Origin of the sequence: Paenibacillus sp. FSL W8-0187, assembly GCF_037969755.1 — a bacterium.
GTDB lineage: Bacteria > Bacillota > Bacilli > Paenibacillales > Paenibacillaceae > Paenibacillus_AQ.
In genome coordinates this window covers 877193-902941 of record NZ_CP150206.1, presented here as the reverse complement: position 1 = coordinate 902941, position 25749 = coordinate 877193, and the positions used below count along the sequence as shown (strand labels likewise).

General features: G+C 45.8%; 23 protein-coding genes. All 23 read right to left on the bottom strand.

All coding sequences use genetic code 11. The features are described 5' to 3' along the window. Positions 1-185 precede the first annotated feature (185 nt). The 23 genes from MKY48_RS03970 to MKY48_RS03860 all read right to left on the bottom strand — a co-directional run bounded on the left by MKY48_RS03970 (position 186) and on the right by MKY48_RS03860 (position 25746). Positions 186-1181, bottom strand: coding sequence for a LacI family DNA-binding transcriptional regulator (locus MKY48_RS03970; protein WP_215163307.1), 996 nt, complete (start codon positions 1179-1181; stop codon positions 186-188). Positions 1182-1313: 132 nt separating this feature from the next. Next, positions 1314-2699: a sugar ABC transporter substrate-binding protein gene (locus MKY48_RS03965; RefSeq protein ID WP_339292318.1), complete on the bottom strand. Its 1386-nt coding sequence runs from the start codon at positions 2697-2699 to the stop codon at positions 1314-1316. Positions 2700-2753: 54 nt separating this feature from the next. Beyond that, the gene (locus tag MKY48_RS03960; protein WP_098741848.1) at positions 2754-3638 is read right to left on the bottom strand and encodes a carbohydrate ABC transporter permease; all 885 of its coding nucleotides are present in this window, start codon (positions 3636-3638) and stop codon (positions 2754-2756) included. Then, positions 3635-4528 carry a sugar ABC transporter permease gene (locus MKY48_RS03955; RefSeq protein ID WP_256720821.1) on the bottom strand — a complete coding sequence of 298 codons (894 nt, stop codon included), beginning with the start codon at positions 4526-4528 and terminating at the stop codon, positions 3635-3637. Before MKY48_RS03955 ends, MKY48_RS03960 begins: the two co-directional genes overlap by 4 nt. A 494-nt stretch (positions 4529-5022) precedes the next feature. Then, positions 5023-6240 carry a TraB/GumN family protein gene (locus MKY48_RS03950; RefSeq protein ID WP_339292317.1) on the bottom strand — a complete coding sequence of 406 codons (1218 nt, stop codon included), beginning with the start codon at positions 6238-6240 and terminating at the stop codon, positions 5023-5025. A gap of 286 nt (positions 6241-6526) precedes the next feature. Continuing rightward, positions 6527-9448: a hypothetical protein gene (locus MKY48_RS03945; RefSeq protein WP_339292316.1), complete on the bottom strand. Its 2922-nt coding sequence runs from the start codon at positions 9446-9448 to the stop codon at positions 6527-6529. Between the two features lie 25 nt (positions 9449-9473). Next, complete coding sequence (locus MKY48_RS03940) at positions 9474-10616, bottom strand: efflux RND transporter periplasmic adaptor subunit (protein ID WP_339292315.1); 1143 nt, start codon at positions 10614-10616, stop codon at positions 9474-9476. Positions 10617-10636: 20 nt separating this feature from the next. Further along, positions 10637-11473, bottom strand: a complete 837-nt coding sequence (locus MKY48_RS03935) for a carbohydrate ABC transporter permease (RefSeq protein WP_339293471.1) — start codon at positions 11471-11473, stop codon at positions 10637-10639. A 50-nt stretch (positions 11474-11523) separates the two neighbouring features. Then, entirely contained in the window at positions 11524-12390 is an 867-nt protein-coding gene (locus MKY48_RS03930; protein WP_339293470.1) for a sugar ABC transporter permease, read from the bottom strand. Positions 12391-12583: 193 nt separating this feature from the next. Then, complete coding sequence (locus MKY48_RS03925; RefSeq protein WP_339292314.1) at positions 12584-13975, bottom strand: ABC transporter substrate-binding protein; 1392 nt, start codon at positions 13973-13975, stop codon at positions 12584-12586. 226 nt (positions 13976-14201) lie between these two features. Beyond that, positions 14202-14987 carry a hypothetical protein gene (locus tag MKY48_RS03920; RefSeq protein WP_339292313.1) on the bottom strand — a complete coding sequence of 262 codons (786 nt, stop codon included), beginning with the start codon at positions 14985-14987 and terminating at the stop codon, positions 14202-14204. Beyond that, positions 14984-16423 (bottom strand): HAMP domain-containing sensor histidine kinase, encoded by a 1440-nt coding sequence (locus MKY48_RS03915; protein WP_339292311.1) that lies wholly within the window; start codon positions 16421-16423, stop codon positions 14984-14986. Before MKY48_RS03915 ends, MKY48_RS03920 begins: the two co-directional genes overlap by 4 nt. 5 nt (positions 16424-16428) lie before the next feature. After that, positions 16429-17085 (bottom strand): response regulator transcription factor, encoded by a 657-nt coding sequence (locus MKY48_RS03910; protein ID WP_213647895.1) that lies wholly within the window; start codon positions 17083-17085, stop codon positions 16429-16431. Between the two features lie 120 nt (positions 17086-17205). After that, the gene (locus MKY48_RS03905; RefSeq protein ID WP_339292310.1) at positions 17206-18024 is read right to left on the bottom strand and encodes a polysaccharide deacetylase family protein; all 819 of its coding nucleotides are present in this window, start codon (positions 18022-18024) and stop codon (positions 17206-17208) included. 16 nt (positions 18025-18040) lie between these two features. Continuing rightward, the gene (locus MKY48_RS03900) at positions 18041-18790 is read right to left on the bottom strand and encodes an N-acetylmuramoyl-L-alanine amidase (protein ID WP_339292309.1); all 750 of its coding nucleotides are present in this window, start codon (positions 18788-18790) and stop codon (positions 18041-18043) included. A 369-nt stretch (positions 18791-19159) separates the two neighbouring features. Continuing rightward, positions 19160-20464: an ABC transporter permease gene (locus MKY48_RS03895; RefSeq protein ID WP_339292308.1), complete on the bottom strand. Its 1305-nt coding sequence runs from the start codon at positions 20462-20464 to the stop codon at positions 19160-19162. Then, positions 20457-21359 (bottom strand): ATP-binding cassette domain-containing protein, encoded by a 903-nt coding sequence (locus tag MKY48_RS03890; protein WP_339270175.1) that lies wholly within the window; start codon positions 21357-21359, stop codon positions 20457-20459. Before MKY48_RS03890 ends, MKY48_RS03895 begins: the two co-directional genes overlap by 8 nt. A gap of 22 nt (positions 21360-21381) precedes the next feature. Continuing rightward, a complete protein-coding gene (locus MKY48_RS03885; RefSeq protein WP_076325993.1) occupies positions 21382-22284 on the bottom strand; it encodes an ABC transporter ATP-binding protein in 903 nt (300 codons plus the stop codon). A 6-nt stretch (positions 22285-22290) separates the two neighbouring features. Beyond that, positions 22291-22692 carry a GntR family transcriptional regulator gene (locus MKY48_RS03880; protein WP_098741842.1) on the bottom strand — a complete coding sequence of 134 codons (402 nt, stop codon included), beginning with the start codon at positions 22690-22692 and terminating at the stop codon, positions 22291-22293. 73 nt (positions 22693-22765) lie between these two features. Next, on the bottom strand, positions 22766-23491 hold the full coding sequence (locus MKY48_RS03875) for a hypothetical protein (protein ID WP_339292307.1): 726 nt from the start codon (positions 23489-23491) through the stop codon (positions 22766-22768). A 432-nt stretch (positions 23492-23923) separates the two neighbouring features. Continuing rightward, the gene (locus MKY48_RS03870) at positions 23924-24388 is read right to left on the bottom strand and encodes a DUF420 domain-containing protein (protein WP_339270169.1); all 465 of its coding nucleotides are present in this window, start codon (positions 24386-24388) and stop codon (positions 23924-23926) included. 24 nt (positions 24389-24412) lie between these two features. Next, on the bottom strand, positions 24413-25321 hold the full coding sequence (ctaG, locus tag MKY48_RS03865; protein ID WP_076325997.1) for a cytochrome c oxidase assembly factor CtaG: 909 nt from the start codon (positions 25319-25321) through the stop codon (positions 24413-24415). Between the two features lie 101 nt (positions 25322-25422). Further along, positions 25423-25746 carry a cytochrome C oxidase subunit IV family protein gene (locus tag MKY48_RS03860; protein ID WP_071222061.1) on the bottom strand — a complete coding sequence of 108 codons (324 nt, stop codon included), beginning with the start codon at positions 25744-25746 and terminating at the stop codon, positions 25423-25425. Between the last annotated feature and the right edge of the window lie 3 nt (positions 25747-25749).

Here is a 25749-nt window from a genome sequence, read left to right as displayed (position 1 = left end):
CAACAAACAATCGTATCTTTCCGACAACTCGGTGAAAAACAAAAAAATCACCCCATCGAGTCATTGTACTATTAACCGATGTATGGTATTTGAAGCTGCATGCTTATCTACTCATACACTCGATAAAAAGAAAAAGTCCCCGTAAATACGGGGACCAGGCACTCTTCTTTGAATGAAACAACTGACTATTCTGCAGGTATAACCGTAGATTCTCTCACGATAAGTTCAGGGTCAATCCGAACATTGCCCCCGCGTTTCATCGTACCATCCATACGCTTCAGCAGCATTTCCGCTGCGGCAAGCCCAATCCGGTCAGTAGGCTGCCGGACCGTTGTCAAATGTGGGCGCAGCTTGGATGAGATATACTGATCGTCATAGCCGACAATGGCTACCTGTTCTGGAATCCGGATGCCTTCTTCCAGAAGAGCGTTTATGACCCCGAGCGCGATATTGTCATCGCCTGCGAATACGGCGGAAGGAAGTCGCCCTTCCTGCAGCCATTTGCGGCAAATATCATAACCAAAGTCGATTTCGAAATCGCCCGTAATCATTTCGAACGGCGCCAGGCTCTTTTCCTTAAGTGCCTGCAGAAAGCCGCTTCGGCGTTCCCTCGTACTGCGGAACATATCCTGCCCGCTTAAATGCGCAATGGAAGTATGGCCGAGATCGAGCAGGTGCTTCGTTGCGGTATAACCGCCTTTGTAGTTGTCTATGGTGACGGAAAAAGCGTCATTATCCGGCTTCTGGTTGTCAATCAGGACATAAGGGATATTGCGCCGTTTCAATTCCACGATATAGTTGTCTTCTTCCATTGGCGAGAGCAGAATCAGTCCGTCCACGCGGTCTTCCTGAATCAGATAATGGGCTTCGTCAGAACCTATGCCCGTAGAGACCGAAATGGCCAGGAAATAACCGTGAAGTGCCAGCACTTCATTCAACTCCTTGACCACAGCGTCGAAGAAGGAGTCCTGAAGGGTGGTCACGATCAAACCGACAATCCCTGTCTTACCGCGGGCTAAACTCCGAGCGGCAGCATTAGGACGGTAATCAAGCTCCTTGATGGCTTCCAGAACCTTTTGTCTGTTTTTCTCTCGAACAGATTCGGCACCGTTTAAGACACGTGACACCGTTACAACGGACAGGCCTGATTTTTTTGCTACGTCAAATATACTAACCTTCATTGTTTATACTCCTTGCGGCGGATTTTCCGTACGTTTACATTGGCTTAACACTAGTATACATGGACGGAGGCCTGGCCGCGAAGCTAAATTAACAGATGCACCGCCCCTTTCGGGGCGGTACCATAGTCTGCATTAACGTTTGATAATTTCCATGACTTTTTTCTGAATCGTTGGCATCACTTCTTCAACGGTCTTGTGTCCGGTATCGATCGGCTGCATTTCGTTGATGAACATGTCATTGATTTGCGAGTAGTTGGTGATCAAGTGATTATAGGATTCAAAGCCGTATTTCACAGCGCCTTCATACACCTTTTTCACATCTTCCGGATCGATGCCCTCAAAATGCTTGTAATAAACTTCAGCTGCCTTCGTATTGACAGGTGGATTGCCGCCGCTCAGGTCAATGGATTTTTCCTGAACTTCTTCGCTGACCAGATATTTGATCCATTCAAAAGCTTCCTTCGGATGCTTGGAACCTTTCAGAATAAAGAGTGGATCGACGAACAGCACGCTGCGGATCTTGTCGTTGCCGCCGGCAGGAACTGCAGCCACGCCGACCTCGAACGGAAAGTCATTGGAGCCTGCAAGGCTCCAGGAGCCGCTGACGGTCATGCCAACCTTGCCGGTTACGAATGCATCGCCATTTTGCCCGGCTACGCTCTTACTCCATTCCGTCGTCGGGGAAACCTTATCCTTCAAAATCAAGTCAAACAGTTTGTTGTAGGTTGCCATCACTTCAGGAGAATCAAAATGAGTCTCCGAAGGCACACCGCCGTTGGTCCAGGTATCCTGGGAGTAAGGCTCAACGCCGAAATACAGCGGGCGCATATCGCGTTCGGACCATGTGAAGTCGACGCCATACTGTGTTTTAGCGATATCGTCGGATACATGCGTCATTTTCTTGGCTTCTTCAACCATTTTGTCAAACGTCCAGCTCTTGTCCTCGTAATCGCTTGGAGGATAAGGAACATTGGCAGCATCAAACATGTCTTTGTTATAGAGCATGAGGGTCACATACATATTGACCGGAATCCCGTATACATGGTCTTTGATGGTATAGATGTCCATGAGGTCTTCCGGGATGCTGTAATCGGATGCCTTAAAGCCGTCTTCCTTTATAATGTCGTTCATGTCAAGCAGCATATCTTTGTTGAAATATTCCGCAAAGCCGCCGTAGCCATAATGGCTTGTCACGTCAGGCGATTTACCGCCAGCGATCAGCGTTTGCAGCTTGCTATCAAACTGCTCGTAAGGAGCCTTTTCTATTCGGACCTTGATGTTAGGGTGCTTGGCTTCAAAGTCCGGAACCAGCTTCTCAATAAAAGTCCGGTCTTCCGAATCCATCGTGTAATGCGTAATGGTTACTTGCTCGCCTGAAGAACCGCCGCTGTCGCCTTTGCCTTCGGGAGCCACTTCTCCCGCTGATTTGCCGCCGGTGCAGCCGGACAATGCCAATACGACGAGCATGCTGAACGCAAGCAGAAGTGCATAGGTCTTTTTAATCCTTCTTTTTTTCATGAACTACAGTCCCCCATATACTCAAGTTTGTTTGCCGCCGCTGCGGCAGGGTCTTCACTTGATGCCTGTAAGTACAATTCCTTCAACAAATCGTTTCTGGGCTATCGCAAATAAGGTGACAATCGGCAGCATGGCGAGCACGGAGGCAACCATGAGCAGATGCCACGGCGGTATGCGAAACCGTGACGAGGTGAAGGAAGACATACCGACCGGAAGCGTAAATTTATCCGATGAGCTTAGGTAGAGCACGGGTGTCAGCAGGTCGTTCCAGCTGTAAATGAAGGCAAAGATGGCAACGGTTGCAAGTGCTGGACCAGACAGAGGCAAGGCAATCCGCCACCACATCCGCAGCTCGCTGCAACCGTCCATGCGTCCGGCGTCAAACAACTCATCCGGCAGCGTGGAGAAGAACTGGCGCAGCAAAAAGATGTTGTATGCCGAGCCGAAAAATGCAGGTACGATCAGCGGCAAGAACGTATCGATCCAGTTCAGCTTGGAAAAAAGAATGAACTGCGGGATCATAATCGCTGGATAAGGAAGCATCATGGTGCTGAGCATCAACATGAACCACAGGTTGCTGCCCTTGCCCCGGTATCTGGCAAAGCCGTAGGCTGCCAGCGCCGACGACAACAGAGTGCCGACCACGGTCAAAGTGCCGATAATGAGACTGTTCATGTACATTTGACCGAAGTTTAGCGTTTCGAAAATTTCCTTGTAGTTGCTCCACTGCCAGGAATCTGGTAAAAAGGTTGGAGGAAACTTCAGGAGTTCCTTCTTCGATTTCAACGAGGTCGAAACCATGAAAAACAAAGGCAGGAGCATGAGAAAGGTAGTAACCACTAAGGCAATAAAGCTGGCAATGCTTACGACATCGATTTTGCGCCGGCGTTTATTCGTAGAAGGTGAAGCCGAAGGACTGGCTGTCGGAATGGTTCTCATTTGCGTCCGCCTCCTTCATAGTGAACATAACGGTTCGAGAATTTCATAATTAGTGCCGTAAACAGCATGACAACGATCAGCAGAACCCACGCGAGAGCGGATGAGTATCCAGCCCGGTATTCTTTGAAGGCGCTGGTGTACAGGTTGTAAACATAGAACCATGTCGAGTAGTTAGGACCGCCCTGGGTCATGACGTACGCTTGCGTAAATACCTGGAAGGAGTCAATGACACCCATAATCAGCTGGAACAACAGCACTGGTGATATCATGGGGAGTGTCACATTCAGAAAAATCCGGAAGCGCCCCGCACCGTCAAGCTTGGCGGCTTCCACGAGACTTGCAGGCACGCTCATGAGTCCTGCGAGGAACAGAATCATGCCTGAACCTACTGTCCAGAAGGACATAATCATCAGAGCGTAAAGCGCATAATCCGGACTCATAAGCCAGGACGGGCCACTGATGCCGAACCAGGACAGAACGTAGTTGAACAGACCGATCGATGGATTGAAAATCCAGTACCACAGCAGTGACATCGCTACGCCGGATACCATGCTCGGAAAATACATGGCGGTCCGGAAAAATCCACGGAACGGTATTTTCGTATTGAGCAGGAGCGCAAACCCTAGTGCCAGCAACAGTTGGATCGGTACGCTTATAAACGTATACCGCACCGTTACCACAACGGATTTCCAAAACAGATCATCTTGAAACATTTCGGTGTAGTTCGCCAGGCCGACATATTTCGGTGGGTGGATAATGTCATAGTCCGTGAAACTGTAATAAAGGGATGACAGAATCGGATACAAGGCAAACACCAGGAAACCGATAAGCCATGGAGCGATGAAGAGGTACATGTATAACGTCTGCCGTCGGCTTTCGCGATGGGTCACGGAAACACCAACCTTTCTTTTTATTTTGAAAATTATAACGCTTTAACTTTCAATATAAAGTTCCCCCTGTTTTCAGGGTTCATAGGATGATGTATGTATAAAAGTTAAAGTGCTTTAATTTTCATATCCGGTCTGATGACATTATCATAGAGGATGATTTCTCAATTATCAACTGTTTTTTTGGAAAAATGAAAGCGCTGCATTGATTGCCGCTGCTGAAACCATTTGACGGGAAGTCTGCCAAAAGCTGATACAGAACGGTTTGTAGCCGATATCCAGACTCTGAAACATCATGAAATTTTTGGTTGGGAAAATACCTACGCTGGAAGGTAATCGCCCCCCTTCCAAGATCAACTTACACAGAGGGAGCAAGTTTTGCTCTACTCATCATTTGTCACGGATATACCTGCAAGAACAACAAAAAACCTTCAATGATCGAATGACGATCATTGGAAGGTTTTTTGTTTCCCGAAGACTACCACCCTGCAGTTATTTTACTTGCGAACAACCGTATAGCCTTTATCCTTAAGCAGCTTCACAATGCCATGCTCACCCAGATAATGAGCTGACCCTACCACAATGAAATACTCTTCGTTTTTGCCGTTTTTCAAATATCCGTCGATTTTGTCTGCCATGCCGATGTTGCGGTCGATCAGCATTGCTTTGTTATATTCCTCGTCACCCGACATGCTGTTTGTTAACTCGAGCAGCTGCTCGTCATTGCCTGTTTTCCACATTTCGGCCATCTGGTTCACGCTCTCGTCCAGTACGTCGAAGTTATCGAGGGCGATATTGAGGTTTTTCTCCTGCAGCTCCTTGGAGAAGCCATCAAACATACCCAGCTGGGATTCGTAGGATTCCAGCTCCAGAATCGGAACTTTGCGTTCGATGGCCTTCTGGATGAAATACAGGTCGATCCCAGCTGATGCTTCGTACCCGGCTTTTACGGATTTCAGACTACTGATCGTGGTTTCGGCAACCCAAGGCTTGAATGCATCAAGTGCATTCGGCTGCATGCCACTTTGCTTCAGAATTCCGCCAAGCTTAGCATAGGTCTCACTGGATACATGGTCCTTCAAGGTTGTCCCATCCTGATACATTCCCAGATCCATGATCAGTTTCTGCTGCTTTTCATCAGCCGCTTTGCTGATATCAATTTCGACACCGAGATAGTCGGCCTCGGCAAATGCTTCTTCAAATTCCGGACGTAACGGGTAGAAGCTATCATCCGCGATATGCATGGAGCCTACAAGGTACACTGTATTCCCGTTGCTCTCCACTTCCCACATGAAGCCGCGGCCGCCAGCTTGTGCGGTTTCTGTTTCCTTGGAAACCAGCAGAACGGCGCGAGTCTTCGCATCCCAGCTAACCTTATAACCGGCAGCGTCCCCAACAACTCGAATTGGCGCATAGGTTACGCCATTGATTTGTTTCAGCTTACCTTTTAGGGTAATGGTTTTGCCATCCACAACGACATGGATCGTGTCATCTGCTGTACCCTTCAGTTTCACGTCCAGAGCCTGAAGCGTTGTTCTGAGCGGAACAAGCGTTGTGCCCTTATCTATAATCGGTGTGCCAAGCGAATATTGAACAACTTGGTTATCCACTTTTACTGCCGGCTGTTGTTGTGGGGCAGCCATGGCAGGTACTGCCGAAGCGATTAGCCCAACCGAAATCGCGAGGGACAAGAGCATTTTTTTCCAATTTTTCATTTATGTAATCTCCTTTATTTTCAATGTGAGTTGATAGTTTGCGCCATACCGATTTGACACCCTTTGTCTTCCGCTTTCTTACTCCAGCAACTCACAACTCTTTCTATGATATCATAATTAGAAAGAAACTCGTGAATATCTTTTACTATTTTTATGCAATAACTCGCCCTCCAAAGGTTCGCGGCATGATGCATTTCTTACACTACGAACTGGCTGCCTCTTTAATAAAAACAACCCCGAATTTTATTTCGGGGTTGTTTTAACAGGTATATGTGCCGCTCATTCTTTAATCGTTCGCCTTGTCAGTTCCTTCGCTTGGGGTCTCTTCATAAATAATGGGATACGACTGACTTCCAAGCAGCATTCTCCGCCCCTGGAACTCATCATACAGGTTGATGCGAACAGTCCCTCCGCTTACATTTTTGCCGAAGTTGTTATTCAATGTAATGGCGTATGATTTATTGCTGCCGATGGTCAAATCGGTGCCGAGTGTCAACGTCTTCTCTGTGGATTGTCCGGTCGGGTCAATCATCTCCATGATGAGCTTGTGTTCATATTCGCCTGTCTCGTAATCGCCATCTCTGGAGAGGTTATAATGAATGACAGTATCAAGCCGATCCTTCCCTTTGCTAAGCTCAGCTTCCCCTCTCGTTATGGACAGTCTGTACGGGAACAATTCCACATTTCCTAAACTCGCTCCCGGATCTATAGCTCTAGGCCTTAAGGCTAATCCCATGGTATTGATCGATCCTGTTGATTCTTCCCCTAAAGCTGTCAGTTTTCCGTCGGCCACACCTTCGCCGATATAAAGCACAAGTTCTGAAGTATTCACATCCAGCGGAAGCTTGCTCCAAACCGTAACCAGATTTTTCCCATTCGGACTTGTCTTGTCGGTCGATTGATTGATTTCTGCTTCAAAATACTCGTTGTCCGGTGTTTTGTAGTACGCCACCAACTGTGCCTGCCTGGAGTAACGTGTTTCCTGACTGGTCATCTCCAGTTCCGTATACATCAAATTGGAGCTGCTTCCCTGGTAAACCGTAGACATGCGTTCACGGATTTCCGCTTTCTTGCCTGGAGTAGAAATACGGTATGATTCGCCTGCAGCGACCTGATTCATTACATTGTTGAGCGCTTTGGTATTGAGCGACAGAAATTTCGTGACCTTCTCTTCTGATACTTCCTGCAGCTCCATTCGTAATTGATTGAAATTATAGGAATATGGCACCTTGGCAAGCACATACATCTCTACGGTTTCATTAGGCGCCAAGGTCGTTTGATCCGTTGGCACCACCATTTGAGCCGTACTGCTCAAATCACGCATATCAGCCTTAACCTTGGCTTTTAGCTCAGGCAGCTGTACGGTCGAGTCTTTGGTGTTGCGAATACTAATCCGGGCGGCAATTTGATCGCCGTCTCCCCAAGGCAGCCGTTGATACAAGCTTAGCTTTACGCCGAATGTTCCATGACTGTTCTCCATGATGTTCTCCAAGCCCAGATGGCTCTTCTCTTCTTGAGCATAAGGAATTTTATAAAAAGCCGTCGGGAAACGGATCTTCCCTTCCATAGCAGGCTCCATTAATTGCAGCTGCAGCATATTCTGTTTCATGTGCAAGGGTACATCTGCCTCGAGATCAATAAGTTTCTCCTCCAGCGGCTTCAACGTAACATTCTCAAACGCCTTCGTATTTACCGGTATGCTGTAACCCTCCGCAGTTCGGATGGAAAGTTCGTAAGCTGGCAGCTTCACTGATTTTTGACCGAGATTTTTAACGCGGAATTGAAGGCTCCATTTCCCGGTATCATTCTCAGCAAATACGGAAGCACTCTTCAATTGCGTTTCAATCGTACTGTTATTAATGGATATTTTTTTGACGGCATTATTAGCCGCAGGCACGTCAGCGCTAACGGCAGGAAGCTTGAAGGTTTTTACCGGGAGCGTCATTTTCAAACCTTCGTCTTCCTGGGTGAATTGCATCGTCAAATGGTCCGTTTTCAGATTGGAAGGCACCTCAGCCAGATAGTATATCGTTCTTTTCTGCCCTGGCTGGATCTTAAAGCTTCCTCCTGTATCATCCTCAGGCTCAAGCTCGATCACCGAGCCGCCGACTGACTTCAGTTGTGCTTTAAATCCAGGATCGCTTAGCACCCTCTTTCCTCCGTTTGCGAGATGAACCCCGACCTTCATATACACTTTTCCATTATCTTTCATTCGTTGCAAACTTTCAGCCTTGACCGTAACGGGCAGCTGTTTCATCATAACCTTTGCGCTTTTGCCATTAGCAACAGCATGATCGGAAGCTGCCGCAGGAAGTTTGAACGATTGCACCGGAAGATTTATGTTCAACTCTTTGTCTTCTAGCGCGAGCTGTAATGTCATGCCATTCGTCTTCATCGTGGAAGGAACCTCTGTCCAATAGTAGATGATTCTGCTCTCCTGAGGCTGGAGCTTGTAGCTGGTGCTGGCTGAATCAGGCAAGAGCTCGAATGCCGAGCCGCCGGCCGATTTTAGATATGCTTTATATCCGGGATCGCTAAGTACCGTGGTTCCTCCATTCGAGAGTTTCATCCCCAGTTTTATATATACTTTTCCATTGATTTTATACCTCTGCGCGGTATCTGCCTTGGCCGTAACGGAATAATTATTCATCTTAATCTGCTTGCTCTTGCCTACAGGAACAACAGATGAATAATGGGCAGGAATCGTGAAACCACCCAGTCTTTTATCATAAGTGGGGCTGCTAAAATCCCATCCGAACATGGAAACCTTAATTCCGTTTATCTGTGACGATTTTCCAATATTCACATAGTACGTCACGGATTGACTGCTATTTGCATGCAGCGTTCTTTTACCAGCATCACCCGTGACTGTTTTTCCTTTTACAATGGCGCCACTCGGCGTGGAAACCTTGGAGAAATAATCGATCAGATCTATTCTGTTGTTACTACGGTTACTGTAATGAAGCGTGTATACCAGAATATTGCCGTCAGGCGCAGTCATCATATCCATCCCCGTCAGCTTCACACTGACGTTTTGCTTCAATGTGACCGAACCGAGTTTATCCAGTGTGAACATAGAAGCAGCTGCAGCGGATTTGGAACCGGACGCATTAGCCGCAGATGCCCCATATGTATTAACGGCAACGAATTGACTCAACACCGCAGCGCTGAGCATCATGGTCATACATATCTTTTTTGGCCTGTACATCAATGTACCTCCCGATAAAAATAATTTAGTGCAAACGAATCTTATCGCCTTCTTGCAGCGGAGCACTGCTCTCTACAATGATCGGTTGATGCTCCATTAAACCGTCTACTGCCGATTGGTTTTCATTCGAATCCATGATCGTAATATAGGTTTTTTTAACAACAAAGCTGTTGCCTAACGGTCCATTTCTTTCCTCGACACCCAATACGTACGATTGGTCTCCTTCTTTGTGGATAGCTTCATTCGGTACTAGGATCAAATCATTCACCGTTTTGATCAACTGAGTCTCTGCCGGCTCTCCGCCCTTTAGCTCCTTATCCACAATAGCAATCACCAGTTGCTTCATAGGTGTTGTGTAAGCAGGTGTGTTTCCGCCGTTTTCCGGTTCACCAAGCGGTTGTTCGGTATCTTTAATATCCTCAATGCTCCCCTCGACTTGTCTGGCATTACTGCCACCTATTCGAACATTCAATTTTGCTCCTTTTTCCAGATTATCCATTAATGTCGCTGGAGCAGTAAACTCAAACTCAAAGCCGAGTTTCGAATTGGCGATCATGACATCGAACTCTTCCCTTTTCGACTCAAGCCCCTCCACTGCATTAATCTTCGTAACGATCCCGTCAAAAGGTGCAATCAATGTGCTGTTTTCTTGCAAATCCTCCTGCAATCTATGAACTTTCCGTCTTTGGACATCGATATCCATTTGAGTCCTCTTCATATCGTTTTTAGCTTTTACGATTGTTTTCTCATCGTCGCTTAGTGAAGCTTCCTTATAACTATCTTGCTGCTCCTTTAGCGTAAGCATGAACTGGCTCAATTGCGTCTCTTCATCCTCAATCTGACGCTGGAGGGTCCGTTGGTTGTAAACAACCAGGATCGCTCCTTTCTTAACCGTTTTGCCTTCCTTGGCATGGACCTTCTCAACTTTGCCTCCGACAGCGCCCGATAAAGCTGCGGTCTCTCGCCACTTCACAATTCCCATACCTTGAAAAGTATGATTTAACTCCCCTCTTTCCGGTGTTGTAACTGCAACCTTAGGGAGCGTTAACGCCTTAAGAGTATTGCTAAACAACGTCAATGCAACGAGTAGCAACACAAATAAGCCAAAGAAGATGCGAATCCTCCGTTTGCGTCCAGATATCGTTTTACTAGCAAGTTGCACTTCCATTCATATCCCCCCGTAATAAACTAACCTTTAACTCCTGATAGCTGAATGCCCTGTACAAAATATGACTCAGCGTACAAATACAACAGCACCATCGGAGTCATATATAAGACGGATGCAGCAAAGGCGACGCCCCTTGCATCTTTATTAATGTGCGACAAATACAGAGACAGCGGTTGTTTAAATGCATCCTCAAGAAAAATAAGCGGCTGCTCAACCATATTCCAATTATCAACGAATAGTAAAACGACGAGCGCAGCCATTCCCGGCTGGACAAGCGGGACAATAATTTGATAAAAAATTCTCAAATGCCCCGCGCCATCGATTTTGGCCGCTTCAATATAAGAATTCGGAATATGCATCACGAACTGTCTGAGCATAAATACACCGAAAGCACTGAATATACCCGGCAATATAATGGCTGAGGTTGTATTGATAAGTCCCAGCTTATCGGCAATGATATAATTGGGCACGAGTGTCACCTGAAATGGCATAAGCATCGTTAAAACATATAGAAAGAACAACTTGTCTCGTCCCGGAAATCTCAGCTTTGCAAACGCATAGGCAGCTAATGACGCAACCAGCACTTGCAAAACAATAATAGGTACGACCATAAACACAGAATTCCAAAACATTTGGAGAAACACAGGTTTGTGAACCAGTACCTCCGCATATTGGCGGAAAGATACCCAATCAGGAAGCAGCTTTACATTAATAAATCCATCCTTTTCCCCTGCTTCAATATTGATCAATTGGCCAATGAGATGATAGTTATATTCGATTTCGGCCTCCGTCATGAATGAATTGGAGACCGTGATCACAATCGGTAACAGCATCATCAAAGCCAGCACACCCATCATTAACGATAGACTAAGCTTTTGAATGAAAGTCAATTTCCCAACCACCTTGCCTATTCCATGGAATTCCTAAAACGACGTTCGACAGCTAACATCATTATGACGAAAATAAGAATGCAAACTACCATTAACACAGCAGCAGCTGTCAATTTCTGAACATCGAGAGAAAGAAACATGTTGTTCATATAATGTTGCAACATATAAATGCGGTCATGTGGATAATCGCCTGCAATCAGGTATGTTTCGCGGAACACTTTGAATGAATTAATAATCGACATCAGAAAAACAAATACCATCGTTGGAGTCAGATAAACCAGGGTAATATGGAACCATTTATGAAATCTGCCCGCTCCTTCGATATCTGCCGTTTCATAGTAGTCTTTGGGAATGCTCTGCAGCCCCGCTAGAAACAATATGATGTTGTAGCCAATATTTTTCCACGTATAGACGATGGCCAGTACACCAATGGACCACTCCGATTTCATCCAATCGATCCGCTCCACATTGAAGTTCTGCAACCATGCATTTAAGGTTCCGTTCCAGTCAAATACAATTTGCCAGATCATAACGATTGATGCTACGGGTACGACAAGTGGCAATACAAAAGCCGTTTGCAGCCAATTCCGAAAAAATAACTTTTTGTTTAACAACTGCGCAAGCAACAATGACACCAAGATCATAAGGGGCACGCTCACACTTGTGAACAGGAACGTATTCGTCGCTGCCTTGCGGAAGGAAGAACTTGCAAGCAATGTATTGTAATTATCCAATCCAACAAATGAACCATCGATCGTACTATCCTGAAACGAATAGAGAAATCCCATGCCGAACGGAACGAGATAAAAGATTAAAAAACCGATCAGACTTGGTGCCAGAAACAGAGCTGCAATGGTCCAGTCTTGACGCAGCTTGCCCCTCATTTTTCTCCAGAATAGATTGCCTTTCACCTTGTACCTCCTTCACCATTTCGAAAAAGAGAGAATGAACCCTGCACCAACTGTTTAGGGCCATCCCTCTTTGCTTTCCTATTCGTTTAATACAGTGGTCACCCTGTTTTGAATAAGCGCTGCCACCTCTTCGGGCGATTTTTGCCCAGTGAAATAAGCGTGGGACTTATTCATTCAAATAGGTCGTTATCCGGTTCTGTATGAGCTCAGCAGTGGCTTCGGCAGATTTCTGACCCGTGAAGAATGCTGTGGCCTCCTCGGCGATGATCTTTGAAAACATGTTGTGTTCGTCATCGTATCCATAATTTCTTAAACGAGCCTCCGATACCAATTCCTTAAATGGTTGAAGATTCTCTTCGGTTGCTTTAATGACCTTGCCAGCCTTAGGATCATTAATCCCTTTCTCCACTACATCTTGAATAGCTTTATCATTGACCGCCTTATTTATAGAAATATAAGATAGCTTCGAGTAGGACTGCATCTCTTCCGACATTAAGAACTTCATGAAATTCCACGCTTCCCCTTTGACCGTAGAATTTGCATTCATCGCTAGCTCTCTGGTCACGCTAAAGGATACACCTGATTGTTGGTCGGCTGAATGCGGCTTCTGATAGATTTTTGCGTTATCATAATATAAACTGAGACGGACAAGATAATCTGAAGGGGAGAGGATTCTAGAATGTAAGAAATTAGTTTTTTGCGAACCGCCCATGACTTCCGACGTGATAATATTGTCGTCATACAATGATTTCACTTGCTTCAGCAAATCTATGAATAACGCGGAGTCAAACGATGCGGTCCGCCCATTGACCAATTTGGCATAATTGTCGGATACAAGGTTATTTAACAGCTGTTCCGGAGGCCAATTGTCCATGGAGACGGAATACCCTCCCTTATTAGCCAACTCTTTGCTTATTTCTGCAAAATCGCTCCATGTCCACTTCTTATCATCGATGGTGACACCAGCATTCTCGATATTTGCAGCATCCCCAAACAAAACTTCTAAGTGAAACTCTAATGGAAGGGTATAAATACCGTCATTCATTCGGGAATTTTCAATAATATTCAATTCGTACAGGCTGGGATCAAAAGTGTTATCCCTCTTAATTAGCTCTTCTAAATTAACAAAAGCCTTTTTGTTAACAAACTTCTCAATGGGCAGGGGAACAACTGAAACAGCATATAAATCCGCTCCCTTACCTGATAAAACCTCCGTAGTGGTCTGTTTTGCATATCTTTCCACTTCAGCCGGGGACAGCATGGCCCCCTCAGCAGGAAACTCTTTGAACTCAATCGTCGTATTCGGATGCTGGGCTTCGTATTTTTGTTTCGCTTGCAGGAAGAAATCGTCCGCTGCAAGCAGCGAGACAACAACGGTTTTCTTGCCGTCCTTCGTTTCATCAACCGGCATTCCTTCATCTTCTTTAGCTTGATTATTACTGTTACTGCTGGTTTTATCTGTCGTCTGTGCTCCCCCTTGATTGCCGCCAGTAGGGGCACTGCAAGCAGAGACCATGACCATGATGAACGTGAATAGAATTATCATCGCTTTTTTCATTGTTTCTCTTCCTTCCCATAATCGATCTCTCCGCGATCATCCCGCGAAAGTTACTCCATTAAGTGTAGTACAGGGATATATGAGGAGTTAGATCGACTTGTAATGAAGTTGTAAAAGTAAAAAAAAGAACCGTCAGAGATAAATGATTCCCTGACAGTCCTTTGCTTATCGCCGCTAAAAGCGTTTGGTGTGGTCTTGCAGCACTGGGTTAGGCGGGCAGGTCTGCTTAGAGCCTGGAATAGTAACTAAGCAGCGCCATGACATCCTTACTGAATCCGATAATTTCATTTCGTTTCAAATCGACTGTAACATTATATTTTAACTTCTCCCCGTCCTTGCTCATGTAATACAATTCCACAACACCGCCCGAGCGCGTCATGTCCTCATTCAGCGTTATATCGGACAACGGATAGCTCCCTTTATCCTGAATAAACTCTGTTGCGAGAGGTTCAACTTCGTTCATATGATATTTTACCATTCGATCGTCTTCCACCGTAGACTTGGCATGATCCTGCATCGTTTCTCGCCTTCTGACAGCTCTGATGACATCGCCGTCCCTCGCATTCAGCACGATTTGATAGCCTTGATCAGGATCGGTTGGTTTGGTCAGCGTCGTATAATATACGCCGCTAGAATACGAAGCAAAATCAATTTGATCGTTCACCTTTAGTTCTGGAACCGCTGCTGAAACCCCTGTTGGTGTAACAACGAGGCCCTTTTCCGCCTCATTTAGCATAACTTTAAACTTGTTCTGGTCAATAACCGCCAACTCAAATTGAAGCTCGTCCTTCGTCAAGTTTTCATCGAAGTACTTATTTACTGCATTAAGACTAAGTGTCTTCACCGCATCCTGGGACAGAACGCCCTCATATTCCTCCTCCATATTCTCGTTCTCTCTGATTATTTTTTTAACCATGACGGTATCTTTGGGAATCGTATTGAAAACGCTCTGGCACCCTGTCGTCAGGATGATGAACGACACACAAATGATAACTAAAATAAGTTTGTTCATTCCTTTATCCCACCTTTCGGATGGGTAAGCGAGAATACGACTTCTACGGTAGTACCCTGGTTTTCATTGCTGGTTACCCGAATGACGGCATTATGGACACTCGCGACATTTTGACATAACGCAAGACCGAGACCTGCCCCTTTACCGTTTCTTGTCCTCGATTTATCCACCATGTAAAAAGGTTCAAAAATTTTATCCTGATGTTCCTTAGCGATCCCAATGCCCTGATCCGTCACTTCAAGCACACAATCTCCGTTGTGCCATACGACGCGCAGCGTAATGGTCTGCTGTTCATCCGAAGCTTTGATTGCATTGTCCACCAGATTGAAGATCAGAACTTTGATCAAATCCTTCTCCAATCTCAGCTCGCCCGGCTCGCACTTCGCGACGATCGTCACCTGCTTTTCTTTGGCCATCATGTCCAGCGCAGGCTTGATTTCAGCTATAATCGCTCCCAAATCGTGCGGCTCCATTTCGAATTGATCCTCTTGCAACACAATCAAATTCATCAGCTTCATGGACAACATCTGTAATCGCTTGCCTTCTGAATAAATCACATTGAGACCGTCCAGAAACGTTTCCTCATCATATTTGGTTGTTCTCATAAAATTCGCATAGGCGATAATCGAAGTCAGCGGCGTATTTAATTCATGTGTGAAATTATTGATAAACCGTTGTTTCTCTTGATTGTTCCGCTCAAGTTCTGTGATGGTGTCCTCCACAACAGCGGCCATATTGTTGAAATTGTAGGCCAGCATCCCGATTTCGTCTTTTGATTTTAACTGGACGCGTTCGGAGAAATTCCCCTGTGCGATAACCTGAGCAGTTCGACCCAGCCGATCAATCGATCTCGTCAGTCCCCGGCTTACAAAAAACATGATCAACATATAGAGGAAACAAGCCACCACATCCACTTGCACAAAGAACCGATACTGATCTACACGGTCCTGATATAACGAGGTGACATCTACCATATAAGTAAATAGATAGCTTGTACGGTTAACATCCACCATACTTGACGTGAACAGGATCGTTCGCTCACCGATATCCCGTAAAACATAATGGATTTCATCCGTGCCCAGCTTGCCCAGTTCCTCACGTTGTGTCGGTATTGGGAAATCGGTATTACTGAAGACTACCCGATTTTTCTGATTTCTGATATCCAAATACACACGCTGTTCATGATTGGTACCCACAAATTCATTACCGATTCTCGTTAATACGGTTTTCTCGTAATCAATCGAATCATAGATGCGAAGGATCGGCACAATCGCGTTAACACTGGATTGAATACTCATATTTTGGCTTAACGCGCTATTGATCTCCTGCTCAAGCATCCTATTATGGCTGCGCTCGATAACCATAATGGAGGCTGCGTTAAAGATAATGACGAAAACTAGAATCGAGAAGACATAAATTTTTTGCCAAAATTTCATTCCCCTCAATCCTCCAGCCGATAGCCGAGTTTATAAATGGTCTTGATATGATCTTGCAGCTCTAGTTTTTTGCGCAGTGATTTAATATGCATATCAACCGTTCTTGTTTCGCCATAATAATCGCCGCCCCATACTTTATCGATGAACTGCTCTCTGGATAAGGCGATGTTCTTGTTTTTCAACAGAACGACAAGCAAATCATATTCTTTGGGCGTTAGCTCTACAACTTTCCCCTGTTTGGTTACTTCCCGTTTGTCCAGATCGACGAGCAGGTTTTGGAATGCCATCACCTGTTCTTCCTTTTCATATCTTCGCAGTACCGTTTCTATACGGGCCAGCAGCTCAATCGCTTCGAAAGGCTTGACCATGTAATCATCAGCCCCCAGCTTCAACCCGTCCACCTTATCATAAACCGAGTTTCTCGCCGTCAAAAAAATAACCGGAATATTGTACGGCTTTATGCGTTTCATAAGCTCAAAACCGTCCAGTTTCGGAATCATGACATCCAACAAAATAAGATCGAACTTTTCCTGTTGCACCAGCTCAAGCGCAGCTTCGCCATCGTAAACCTCCATCGTTTCGTAGCTCACAATATTGAGATTCATTTTAATGATTTTGGATATATGAACATCGTCCTCAACAATCAAAATCTTTTTGCTCATGCCTCTGAATCTCCTAACACAAATAATAGTCACGATCTTAAAGCTACGATAACGAAGCCACATTAAAATTGCAACCGTGTCCTAGGCTCAAGCACTAACTTGGCGAGAGCCAAATACCTTTTACAAACGTTTGTCATTTTGGAAGTTAACCGAAAAATGGTCTGCGTCATTATATACAGCAAACTCATATCCTTTTCCCTCGTAAAATGCAATGATTTCGGGAAGCGCTTGTAAGGTTTGTGGTTTTTCATGCATGAGTATCACTTCTCTGTCAATTCTAGTTTGCCTTTTAATGTTTTCTACAATTTGGCTTGGATTATCTTTTAAATCCCAGTCTTTAGAATCAATGGTCCAATCCCAAACCTTAATTCCAGATTTCACAACTTGATTACGAACCTGTTCACTTTCCAATCCGGGTGCTGATCCATAAGGTGGACGAACCAACTTAGGATTTGTACCTGTAATATCTTCAATTAGAGACAGTGTTTCTTTCATCTCTGATACAAACTGTCCGTTATGGTATAACTTTTTGTAATCATGCGACATACTATGAGCTCCAACATAATGGCCTTCTTCTGTGGCTCGTTTGACACTTTCCTGTAAGTCGGTTTTTTGTAAATTCGTCCCTTGCATAAAAAAGGTAGCTTGTATATCTTGCTCTTTTAATAAATCTAAGAATTGATCCGTTAACGTAGTAGGACCATCATCAAATGTTAAATAAACAACTTTGTCCCCAAGCTTTCCATCTGACCTTTTTTGTTTGGCTGGTTGTTCGGTACTTTGTACGATATTTTCTTTGGCTACGACATCTTCTTCAGGAGCAGCAGTGAGTTTCCCTATTAAAAAGATCATTAGGAAGCTAGCTGCTAGAACAACGACTAATCTTCTTCTCGCCTTGATTACCCTGCTTTTTTTATTATCATTTCGTGATATTCTCATTATTTATCTAGCCCTTCTATGAAGTTTCAGTTGTGTCACGAACCCCTTTCCAATCTTCTCTACCCGTAAAATAATCTTTGATCCCTTCCACTATGCCCTGAGCGGTTCGATCCTGATGGCTTTCGCTAAGCATCTCCATTTCATCGCTCGGGTTCGTGAGGAACCCTACCTCCAACAGAATTGCGAGATTGTTGCTTCCCGTCAGTACCTTCCAACTTTCCTTTCTCACACCGCGATCCCTGAATCCAGTGGCCTCCACCAAGTGCTCGTGCACCTCGCGTGCGAACGGAATACTATCGTCCGCGTAATAATATGTTTCGGTGCCAGATACATCGGGATCTGCATAGGTGTTCCCATGAATGGAGACCATTGCATCCACATCAAGATCGTTTGCGAATTGGTTACGATCCTCTAGATCGACAAAAGTATCGTCCGTACGTGTCATGTACGCCTCGAACATTGGCTCTTGCTGGAGCAGGTCGAATACCTTCTGTGACAGCGCTAGTGTGTACGCTCTCTCATGGTTTCCGCTGACTCCTTCCGCACCAGGATCCTTACCTCCATGCCCTGGATCGATCACGATTTTGTAGCGTTGGGATATTTCTTGTGGCACTGCCGTTTTTGGGAACAGTGCAACTTTTAGCTCCGCGGAAACCGAGGGTGAAAATTGCTCATGGATCGACCAAATCATTCCTATCAAAGCAACAACAATGACCACCAATATCGCTTGGCGGCGTTGACTCTGTTTTCTGTTTTTCCTTTTCATACGATCTCCTTACTCCGATTAATCGGTACATGCTGATATCTTCAATGACTCAACAAGTGTAGCAAGTCGATATATGATAAGTTAGATCATCTTGTATAGAAGTTGTAAAATCTGATTTCAACTGACAGCACACAAAAATATATACAGCCGAGCCCTATGGATGCTAGACGTTAAATACCCATTGTACGTCGTAACATAGGAAATTCATAGGCTGCGAACGAAGCCTGTTAAGCATGACTTGGAAAATACATATAAAAATCAAAAAAAAACGGAGAGTCACCTCTCCGTTTCTCCTTACATATTAACCATAAACCATGAATGCAGTTTATATATTCATAGTGACACCACACATATTTGTACTATCTATGCTTACATCTTATAAGCCTTCATCGCTTTTCTAAGCTCCTTGAATGTAGGGCGCTTGCCGTACATCAGGACACCGGTCCGATAGATTTTCGCAGCCAGCCAACCGAAAACGAGGATGGATACGATCAGGATCGCCAGCGAAAGCAGGATCTCCCAGAATGGGATACTGCCAAGGCCGATACGAACCAGAATCGTGGTCGGCGAGATGAACGGAATGTAGGTGGATACCTTCATCAGCATCGAATTCGGAGCGCTTAGGCTAAAGATGGCGATATAGAATGCCACCAGGGACAGCATCGTAATCGGCATGACCGCCTGCCCCAAATCCTCGGTACGGCTGACAATCGAACCGATAGCCGCGTAGAGCATCGCATACAAGAAATAGCCAAGGATGTAGAAGATTAAACCGAACACCAGCAGCATCGGATCTATGGCTGTCAGATCGAGATTCATGTCCTTCAATGTATCTATATTGTGCGGCAGTATCAAGTTCACAACAACTACAACTCCAAATGCCGCGATCTGGGACAGTCCCAGCAGGAACATGCCAATAACCTTACCAAACATTTGGCTCAGCGGAGATACGCTTGTAATCAAAATCTCCATAATGCGGGAGCTCTTCTCTGTTGTTACTTCCGAAGCGATCATGTTACCTGTCCCCATCAAAGTGAAGAAGAAGAGAATAATCAGTGCATACACAACAATGTAGTTAATAACCTCGGAAGCTCCTTCCTTCTCTCCGGAAGCTCCGTCAGCGTTACCTGTTTCTGTAGGATCGATACTCCGAGCGTCAATTTGAACCGGTTGATTCAGTTCATTAATCTGCGCATCGGACAAATCAAGTCCGTCTACAATGCTGCGTGTCTTTGCCACTTGCAGAGCTGCTTGCAGATTGGATTGCAGTTCCGGGCTCATAGCCTCATCTTCAGAGCTGTAGACCACGGTCGGGAACGTATTGCCTTCTTGTGCTTCGAATTTCAGATAACCTTCGATTACGCCATCTTTAATATCCTTATTCAGAGCGGCTTCATCAGCTGTTTCGTATTTTACCAATTCATAGGAGGTTGTCGGCAGGTTACTCCAGGTAGTCTCGAGTTGTTCAGCGAGCGTCTGCTCCTGTCCGTATACCAGACCGATGCGGGTGGTTTCTTCAGAGCCTGCTTTATCTCCCGTAAACATTTGGATCAGAAAAGGAAGATTGATCCCGATCGTAATAATGAGTGCAAAAATCAAGGTTGAAACGAGAAAGGACTTTGTTCTTATTTTATTCATGAACGTAAATCGGATAACGGTCCACATATTATTCATTGGATTCACCTACCGCCTTTATGAAGATTTGATTGAGTGTCGGCTCCTTCACTTCAAACCGATGGATCGTGCTTTGCGACATGGCTGTATTCAAAATGTTTTGCGCTGCCTCAACCTGGCTGATCCGGATGGAGTAGCCGTCTTCTGTTCGCTCCACAGCCGTTACGCCAGGCAGGGCTTCAAGACCCCCGACTTCACCGGACGTGCCGAGCACCACTTCTTCACGAGGATACTTGGATTTGATATCCTTCAGATTCCCCTTCACTACCGTATTGGAGCGATGCAGAATGGTAATGTTCTTACACAACTCCTCAACATGTTCCATCCGGTGGGTGGAGAACAGAATGCTTGTGCCCTTGTCGCGGAGTTCTTTTACTGTTGATTTCAGAAGTTCGACGTTCACCGGATCCAGTCCGCTGAAGGCTTCGTCCAGAATCAGAATTTGCGGGTCATGAACAACCGCTGCGATAAAGCCCATTTTTTGCTGGTTACCCTTGGACAGTTCCTCAATCTTCTTATCGTAATAGTCAGGTACTTCAAACCGTTCCAACCAGTATTTCAGACTCTTATCCGCGTCTTTCGCGGACATGCCCCGCAGCTGTGCCAAGTAGGAAATCTGCTCACTGACTTTCACTTTCGGGTATAACCCGCGCTCCTCCGGCAAGTAACCCATAATGTGGCGCAGTTCCTTGTTATACGGCTTTCCGTTATACAGAATGGTTCCGTCATCCGGGTAGATCAATCCAAGCACCATTCGCATGGTGGTTGTTTTGCCGGCGCCGTTCGCACCCAGCAGTCCGTAGATTTCACCTTCCTCAACCTGAAGCGAAATCCGGTTTACCGCCGTTTTGTCCGCATAAATCTTAACTACATTGTCTAATTGCAAGCGTTGCATATCGTAAAAACCCCTCTCTATCCTAGTTCTGCACGTTGGCAGGAATGTTTCCGTCAATCCATAATCGAAGCACTTCATCCAGCTCCAGGGAACGGGTCTGAATAAACGGTATGCCTGCAGACTGCAGGATCTTCTCCACTTCCAAGCATTCCGTCGTTATAAAAGAAATCGTAGTCGCTGTCTCTTGTTTGAAACTCAGAATACCCGGCAGCTCCTCGACAATGGAGGCATCCTCTTGAATCCAGCACTCCTTCCAGTTATCCAGCAGCGAGTCCTTCTCCACCATGCCCAGCAGCTTCCCATGATGGATTAGAATGACGTAGTCCGCCAGACGACGAATTTCATCCACCACATGGGTTGAGAGCACGATTGTTGTGTCCATGGACTTCATCACTTTGTGCAGCTGATCGATCATCAGCTTCCAAGCGAAAGGATCAAGACCGGAAGAAGGTTCATCCAGCAGCAAGAACTTGGGCCTTGGCGCAAGTGCAGCGGCAATCTCAAATTTGCGTCGTTCCCCTTTGGACATCTTGCGAAGTTTTACGCCCCGCGGGACATCGAACCGGGATAACAGCTCATCGAAAAAATAACCGTCCCAAGTGTCATACCAGGATGCGCGAAAGCTGGCCGCTTCATCCACCGACATATTCTGTTCCTCTACGCTCAGCTGTTCAGGTACGAAGCCCATTTGTTTACGGATGGAGACGGGAAGCTCTCCCCGGTAAGGCTCGCCGAACCAAGTAATCTCACCTTCGTCCGGAAACACGGTCTGCATCATCATGTTCAGCAAGGTGCTTTTCCCCGAGCCATTAGGCCCCACCAGAGCAACAATATATCCTTGAGGGATCGATAATTGTATCGGACCGATGGTTTTCGTTTTCCGTCGTTTAATGACATTACGAAACTCAATAACATGCGGTTCCATGGAATGTTAGCGACCTCCTTTTGTGTCATATTTTTCGCGGACAACTTCCATGAACATCTCTTTCATCTCATCTTCATTGAATTGAACGGCAAGCCCTTTATCTACAGCAATCCTTAATGCCTCTATAACCGCATCGCGTTTATATTGTTCTCGGGCCTGGTCGCCGACACCAGCAACAAAAGTTCCCGTACCTTGTCTCGTTCGCAGCAACCCTTCATTCTCAAGATCCTGATACACCCTGCGCACCGTAATAACGCTACACTTCAGATTCCCGGCAAATTCCCTAATGGATGGCAATAGCGTTCCCTCCTCGATCTGACCGCTAATAATGAGCGAGCGCAGCTGTGTTTCAATCTGGTGATATAAAGGCTCTGCGCTATTTTCATTGATCTGTATCAGAAGTCGCACCTTTTACCACCTCGCTTTTCTAAGAACATAAACCCGTGCCGTCGCATGCCATACGGATTCATCTTCATATTCTTCATGATAAATCCCGGGTCTGCTGCCGAATGTATGTTAATTTGCTCATAAGCATCATAGACACCAATCCCGCAATCAACGAGCCCCACATCACCGGGGATAACAGTCCCCATTTCATGGCGGCATCCGCTACGAATTCGAATATGCTGTATCCCAGAAGGCTTAGTACGGCTACCGATCCGGCAATGAGCGGATTCAGAAGAGCGGTATTCCTGAGATACACCTTGCCGCTGCACATGTTTTCCCAGTAAATATAAGGCCCCGTTAATAAAAATCCGACACCGACCCACGTCAGCATAAAGGCGATATATTCGGGAATAGCCATCGCACTTCTTAGGTGATTCCCCATTGCGTAGATGAATCCATAAAACACGATGCTGTTGATGGCAAAAGCGATCAGGCTATTTATGATCCGACTAACAAAAATCGCGGAAGCCGGCACCGGTATGCTCCGGTAAAAGTACAGCATTCGGGTGTATGAATCCTCGTTCAAATATTTGAAGGACCTTCTGTTAAATACAAAACCTACAAAAGGAGCAAAAAGCACCATGATAAAATCGACAAATGGGTTGTTGTATTCCTCTAGATGCTCAAACTGAACGTTTATGACGAAACTCGTGGAAAGCCCCAGATACAGCATGAACAGTATCGTCCATATGAGTTGGAACTTATCGCTTGCGAAGTCTTTCTTCACGATCTTCATCGCATTATGGAAAACCTGTTGCAATGCGTCTCATCCTTTCATTCCTTCATATATTCATTTCGTTTTATCATCGCAGTCTAAGTTTCACTGTGCTTAGTGTGATTACTGTGCTCACTGTGTATATCTTTATACACAGTATATAGTGTGTATATAAACAGTGTCAATAGAAGTTGTAAAAAAATTCCCGGCAGAGGTTTCCTGCCGGGTGTCACCTTCCCCTACTGCGGCTCATTCCAGAGCTTCCATGCACAAGGGAGTGTAGCCGTGGAGGAGACCTGGCGTTCGCCTTTGAAACCGGGAAACAACCACCTCATCTATTCCCAAGTTTCCTGGTTTCAACAGCGACCGGAACGGATACACTCCCCCACCCCCGCCCTCAAATTGCTCTTGAATAATGAGCCGCCCTGCCAATTAAAAAACACCCGCCAGATCTCTCTGACGGGTGTTCTCCCACGCTTACATTCCAAATATCACTTTCCATACAGGCTGAGTATGCCCGCCCGGATATAACAAGTAAAGCAAGGTATACACGGCTACGCCGGTAATGGCGGTAAAGAACCAGATGATCGACGTAACTCTGCCCCACTTGCGGTGCTTGGAATACTTCTCCTTAAAGCCGAGGGTCAATGTCGTGATCCCAAAGACCGCTGCTACGGTAGCCAGTACAATGTGGAAGACCAGGAATACCTGATAATACGGCTTTAGATCATCGGGACCACCCCATGACGTGTTGCCGATGAATACGGTGCGCGAGGAATAGATGATAAAGAAGATGACAGCCGCGACGGCCGCCCAGATCATCACTTTCTTGTGGGCTTCGCGCTTCCCCTTAATAATAAGACCCCAGCCAATCGCTACCAGCACGGCGCTGATGACAATAAACGTTGTACTGACCGTGGGAAATATAAAAAACCAATCCATATGGATCCCCCTTCAATAATCCTGTTACGCCTGATTGAGCTTGCCGGGAGGAATCTCGCCAGGCAAAGGATCGTCTTCCTGATTTTCTCGTTTGTACCAATGAAAGAACACATAGGCCAGCATCGAAGCAAAAATAATCTCTTGGAAAAACTTCATGATGATCCCGCCCACTCGCTGGTCAATTGCAGGCTCTAGATAACCAAAGAACTCAGGTCCGCCGAATTTACTAAGCAACGCCGAGGTATCGCCAGCTACGCAGTACCCCATCGCCTTTGCCCATACCACCGGATCGCTATAAGTTGCGTACATCGGCTCGCTCGAGAAAATAATGAGCGCACATGCCGGTGTCAGCAAGACCATATTGAGAAAAATATACCCCATTTTCAAAAGCCCTGAGGACTTGTCCTTCTCCGGGATCGGGTTAATAATGGCCCACCACATCAGCAGCGAGGCGATAAACAGGATTGAATAGTACAAACGGTGCACCCAGAAATTCAACATAACAAAATCATGGATAACCGGAATGTGATAAAAAGAAAATAAGCCGTTAAACAGAACCGCGGCAACAATCGGACGTGCAAGGAAACCGAGATTCTTAAACGGATTGACCTTATCGAAGGCACGCCACATCCAAACAGGAATACCCAGAATCAAGAGCGGCATCGCCATTAAATAGGACATTGCCATACTGACCATGTGAAACGAGAACATCGTATGCCCCAGCAGTTCAATGGGTCCACCCTGTGCAAGATAGAACGCAAGCATACCGCCTACAAACAGTGTTCTCCTCCCTGCGGAAACCGGAGCACTCCCTTCGAATCGATTGCTCAGCGGCCCGGTCAACAGGAAGTAACCTGCTGTTACGAGCAGCATAAATGCTAGGAACAAGGGACTCCATTTATCTGCAAAACTAAAATATTCTAAGCCCAGCATGCAAAAACCTCCCCATAACGGGTTAAATTCTGTCCAAATTGTGACACCTACCTACGATTTAAAAAAAGAGGGGGCTGAAAGTAGCCCACCTCTTTTTCATTCTACCACCAAACCCAGAACAGTGCCATGACAATACAGGTACTAGCTACGAAGAAGCCGCCAATCATAAACAGGATTGGCATTAGATGCCCTTTGTCCTTCAAGTGCATCCAGTAACCCATTTGTACGAACACCTGCAACACAGCCATAACCAGCAAAATGATGATCGTAAATGCTGTGTTGATGCCACCGGCTGCGACAGCCGCAAAAGCAATCGCAGTCAGGACAATGGAGAAAATAAAGACAACAATGTGTTTCTCAGGGCCTTCCACACGATGGCGGTGTTTAACTGTAGGCCCCTCATTAGATTGTTGATTCGCAGTCATTCC

Coding starts and splice junctions, on each gene's coding strand:
- MKY48_RS03970 (WP_215163307.1), bottom strand. CDS start 1,181: ATGAAGGTTAGTATATTTGACGTAGCAAAAAAATCAGGCCTGTCCGTT.
- MKY48_RS03965 (WP_339292318.1), bottom strand. CDS start 2,699: ATGAAAAAAAGAAGGATTAAAAAGACCTATGCACTTCTGCTTGCGTTC.
- MKY48_RS03960 (WP_098741848.1), bottom strand. CDS start 3,638: ATGAGAACCATTCCGACAGCCAGTCCTTCGGCTTCACCTTCTACGAAT.
- MKY48_RS03950 (WP_339292317.1), bottom strand. CDS start 6,240: ATGAAAAATTGGAAAAAAATGCTCTTGTCCCTCGCGATTTCGGTTGGG.
- MKY48_RS03945 (WP_339292316.1), bottom strand. CDS start 9,448: ATGTACAGGCCAAAAAAGATATGTATGACCATGATGCTCAGCGCTGCG.
- MKY48_RS03940 (WP_339292315.1), bottom strand. CDS start 10,616: ATGGAAGTGCAACTTGCTAGTAAAACGATATCTGGACGCAAACGGAGG.
- MKY48_RS03935 (WP_339293471.1), bottom strand. CDS start 11,473: ATGATGGGTGTGCTGGCTTTGATGATGCTGTTACCGATTGTGATCACG.
- MKY48_RS03930 (WP_339293470.1), bottom strand. CDS start 12,390: ATGAGGGGCAAGCTGCGTCAAGACTGGACCATTGCAGCTCTGTTTCTG.
- MKY48_RS03925 (WP_339292314.1), bottom strand. CDS start 13,975: ATGAAAAAAGCGATGATAATTCTATTCACGTTCATCATGGTCATGGTC.
- MKY48_RS03920 (WP_339292313.1), bottom strand. CDS start 14,987: ATGAACAAACTTATTTTAGTTATCATTTGTGTGTCGTTCATCATCCTG.
- MKY48_RS03915 (WP_339292311.1), bottom strand. CDS start 16,423: ATGAAATTTTGGCAAAAAATTTATGTCTTCTCGATTCTAGTTTTCGTC.
- MKY48_RS03910 (WP_213647895.1), bottom strand. CDS start 17,085: ATGAGCAAAAAGATTTTGATTGTTGAGGACGATGTTCATATATCCAAA.
- MKY48_RS03905 (WP_339292310.1), bottom strand. CDS start 18,024: ATGAGAATATCACGAAATGATAATAAAAAAAGCAGGGTAATCAAGGCG.
- MKY48_RS03900 (WP_339292309.1), bottom strand. CDS start 18,790: ATGAAAAGGAAAAACAGAAAACAGAGTCAACGCCGCCAAGCGATATTG.
- MKY48_RS03895 (WP_339292308.1), bottom strand. CDS start 20,464: ATGAATAATATGTGGACCGTTATCCGATTTACGTTCATGAATAAAATA.
- MKY48_RS03890 (WP_339270175.1), bottom strand. CDS start 21,359: ATGCAACGCTTGCAATTAGACAATGTAGTTAAGATTTATGCGGACAAA.
- MKY48_RS03885 (WP_076325993.1), bottom strand. CDS start 22,284: ATGGAACCGCATGTTATTGAGTTTCGTAATGTCATTAAACGACGGAAA.
- MKY48_RS03870 (WP_339270169.1), bottom strand. CDS start 24,388: ATGGATTGGTTTTTTATATTTCCCACGGTCAGTACAACGTTTATTGTC.
- ctaG (WP_076325997.1), bottom strand. CDS start 25,321: ATGCTGGGCTTAGAATATTTTAGTTTTGCAGATAAATGGAGTCCCTTG.
- MKY48_RS03860 (WP_071222061.1), bottom strand. CDS start 25,746: ATGACTGCGAATCAACAATCTAATGAGGGGCCTACAGTTAAACACCGC.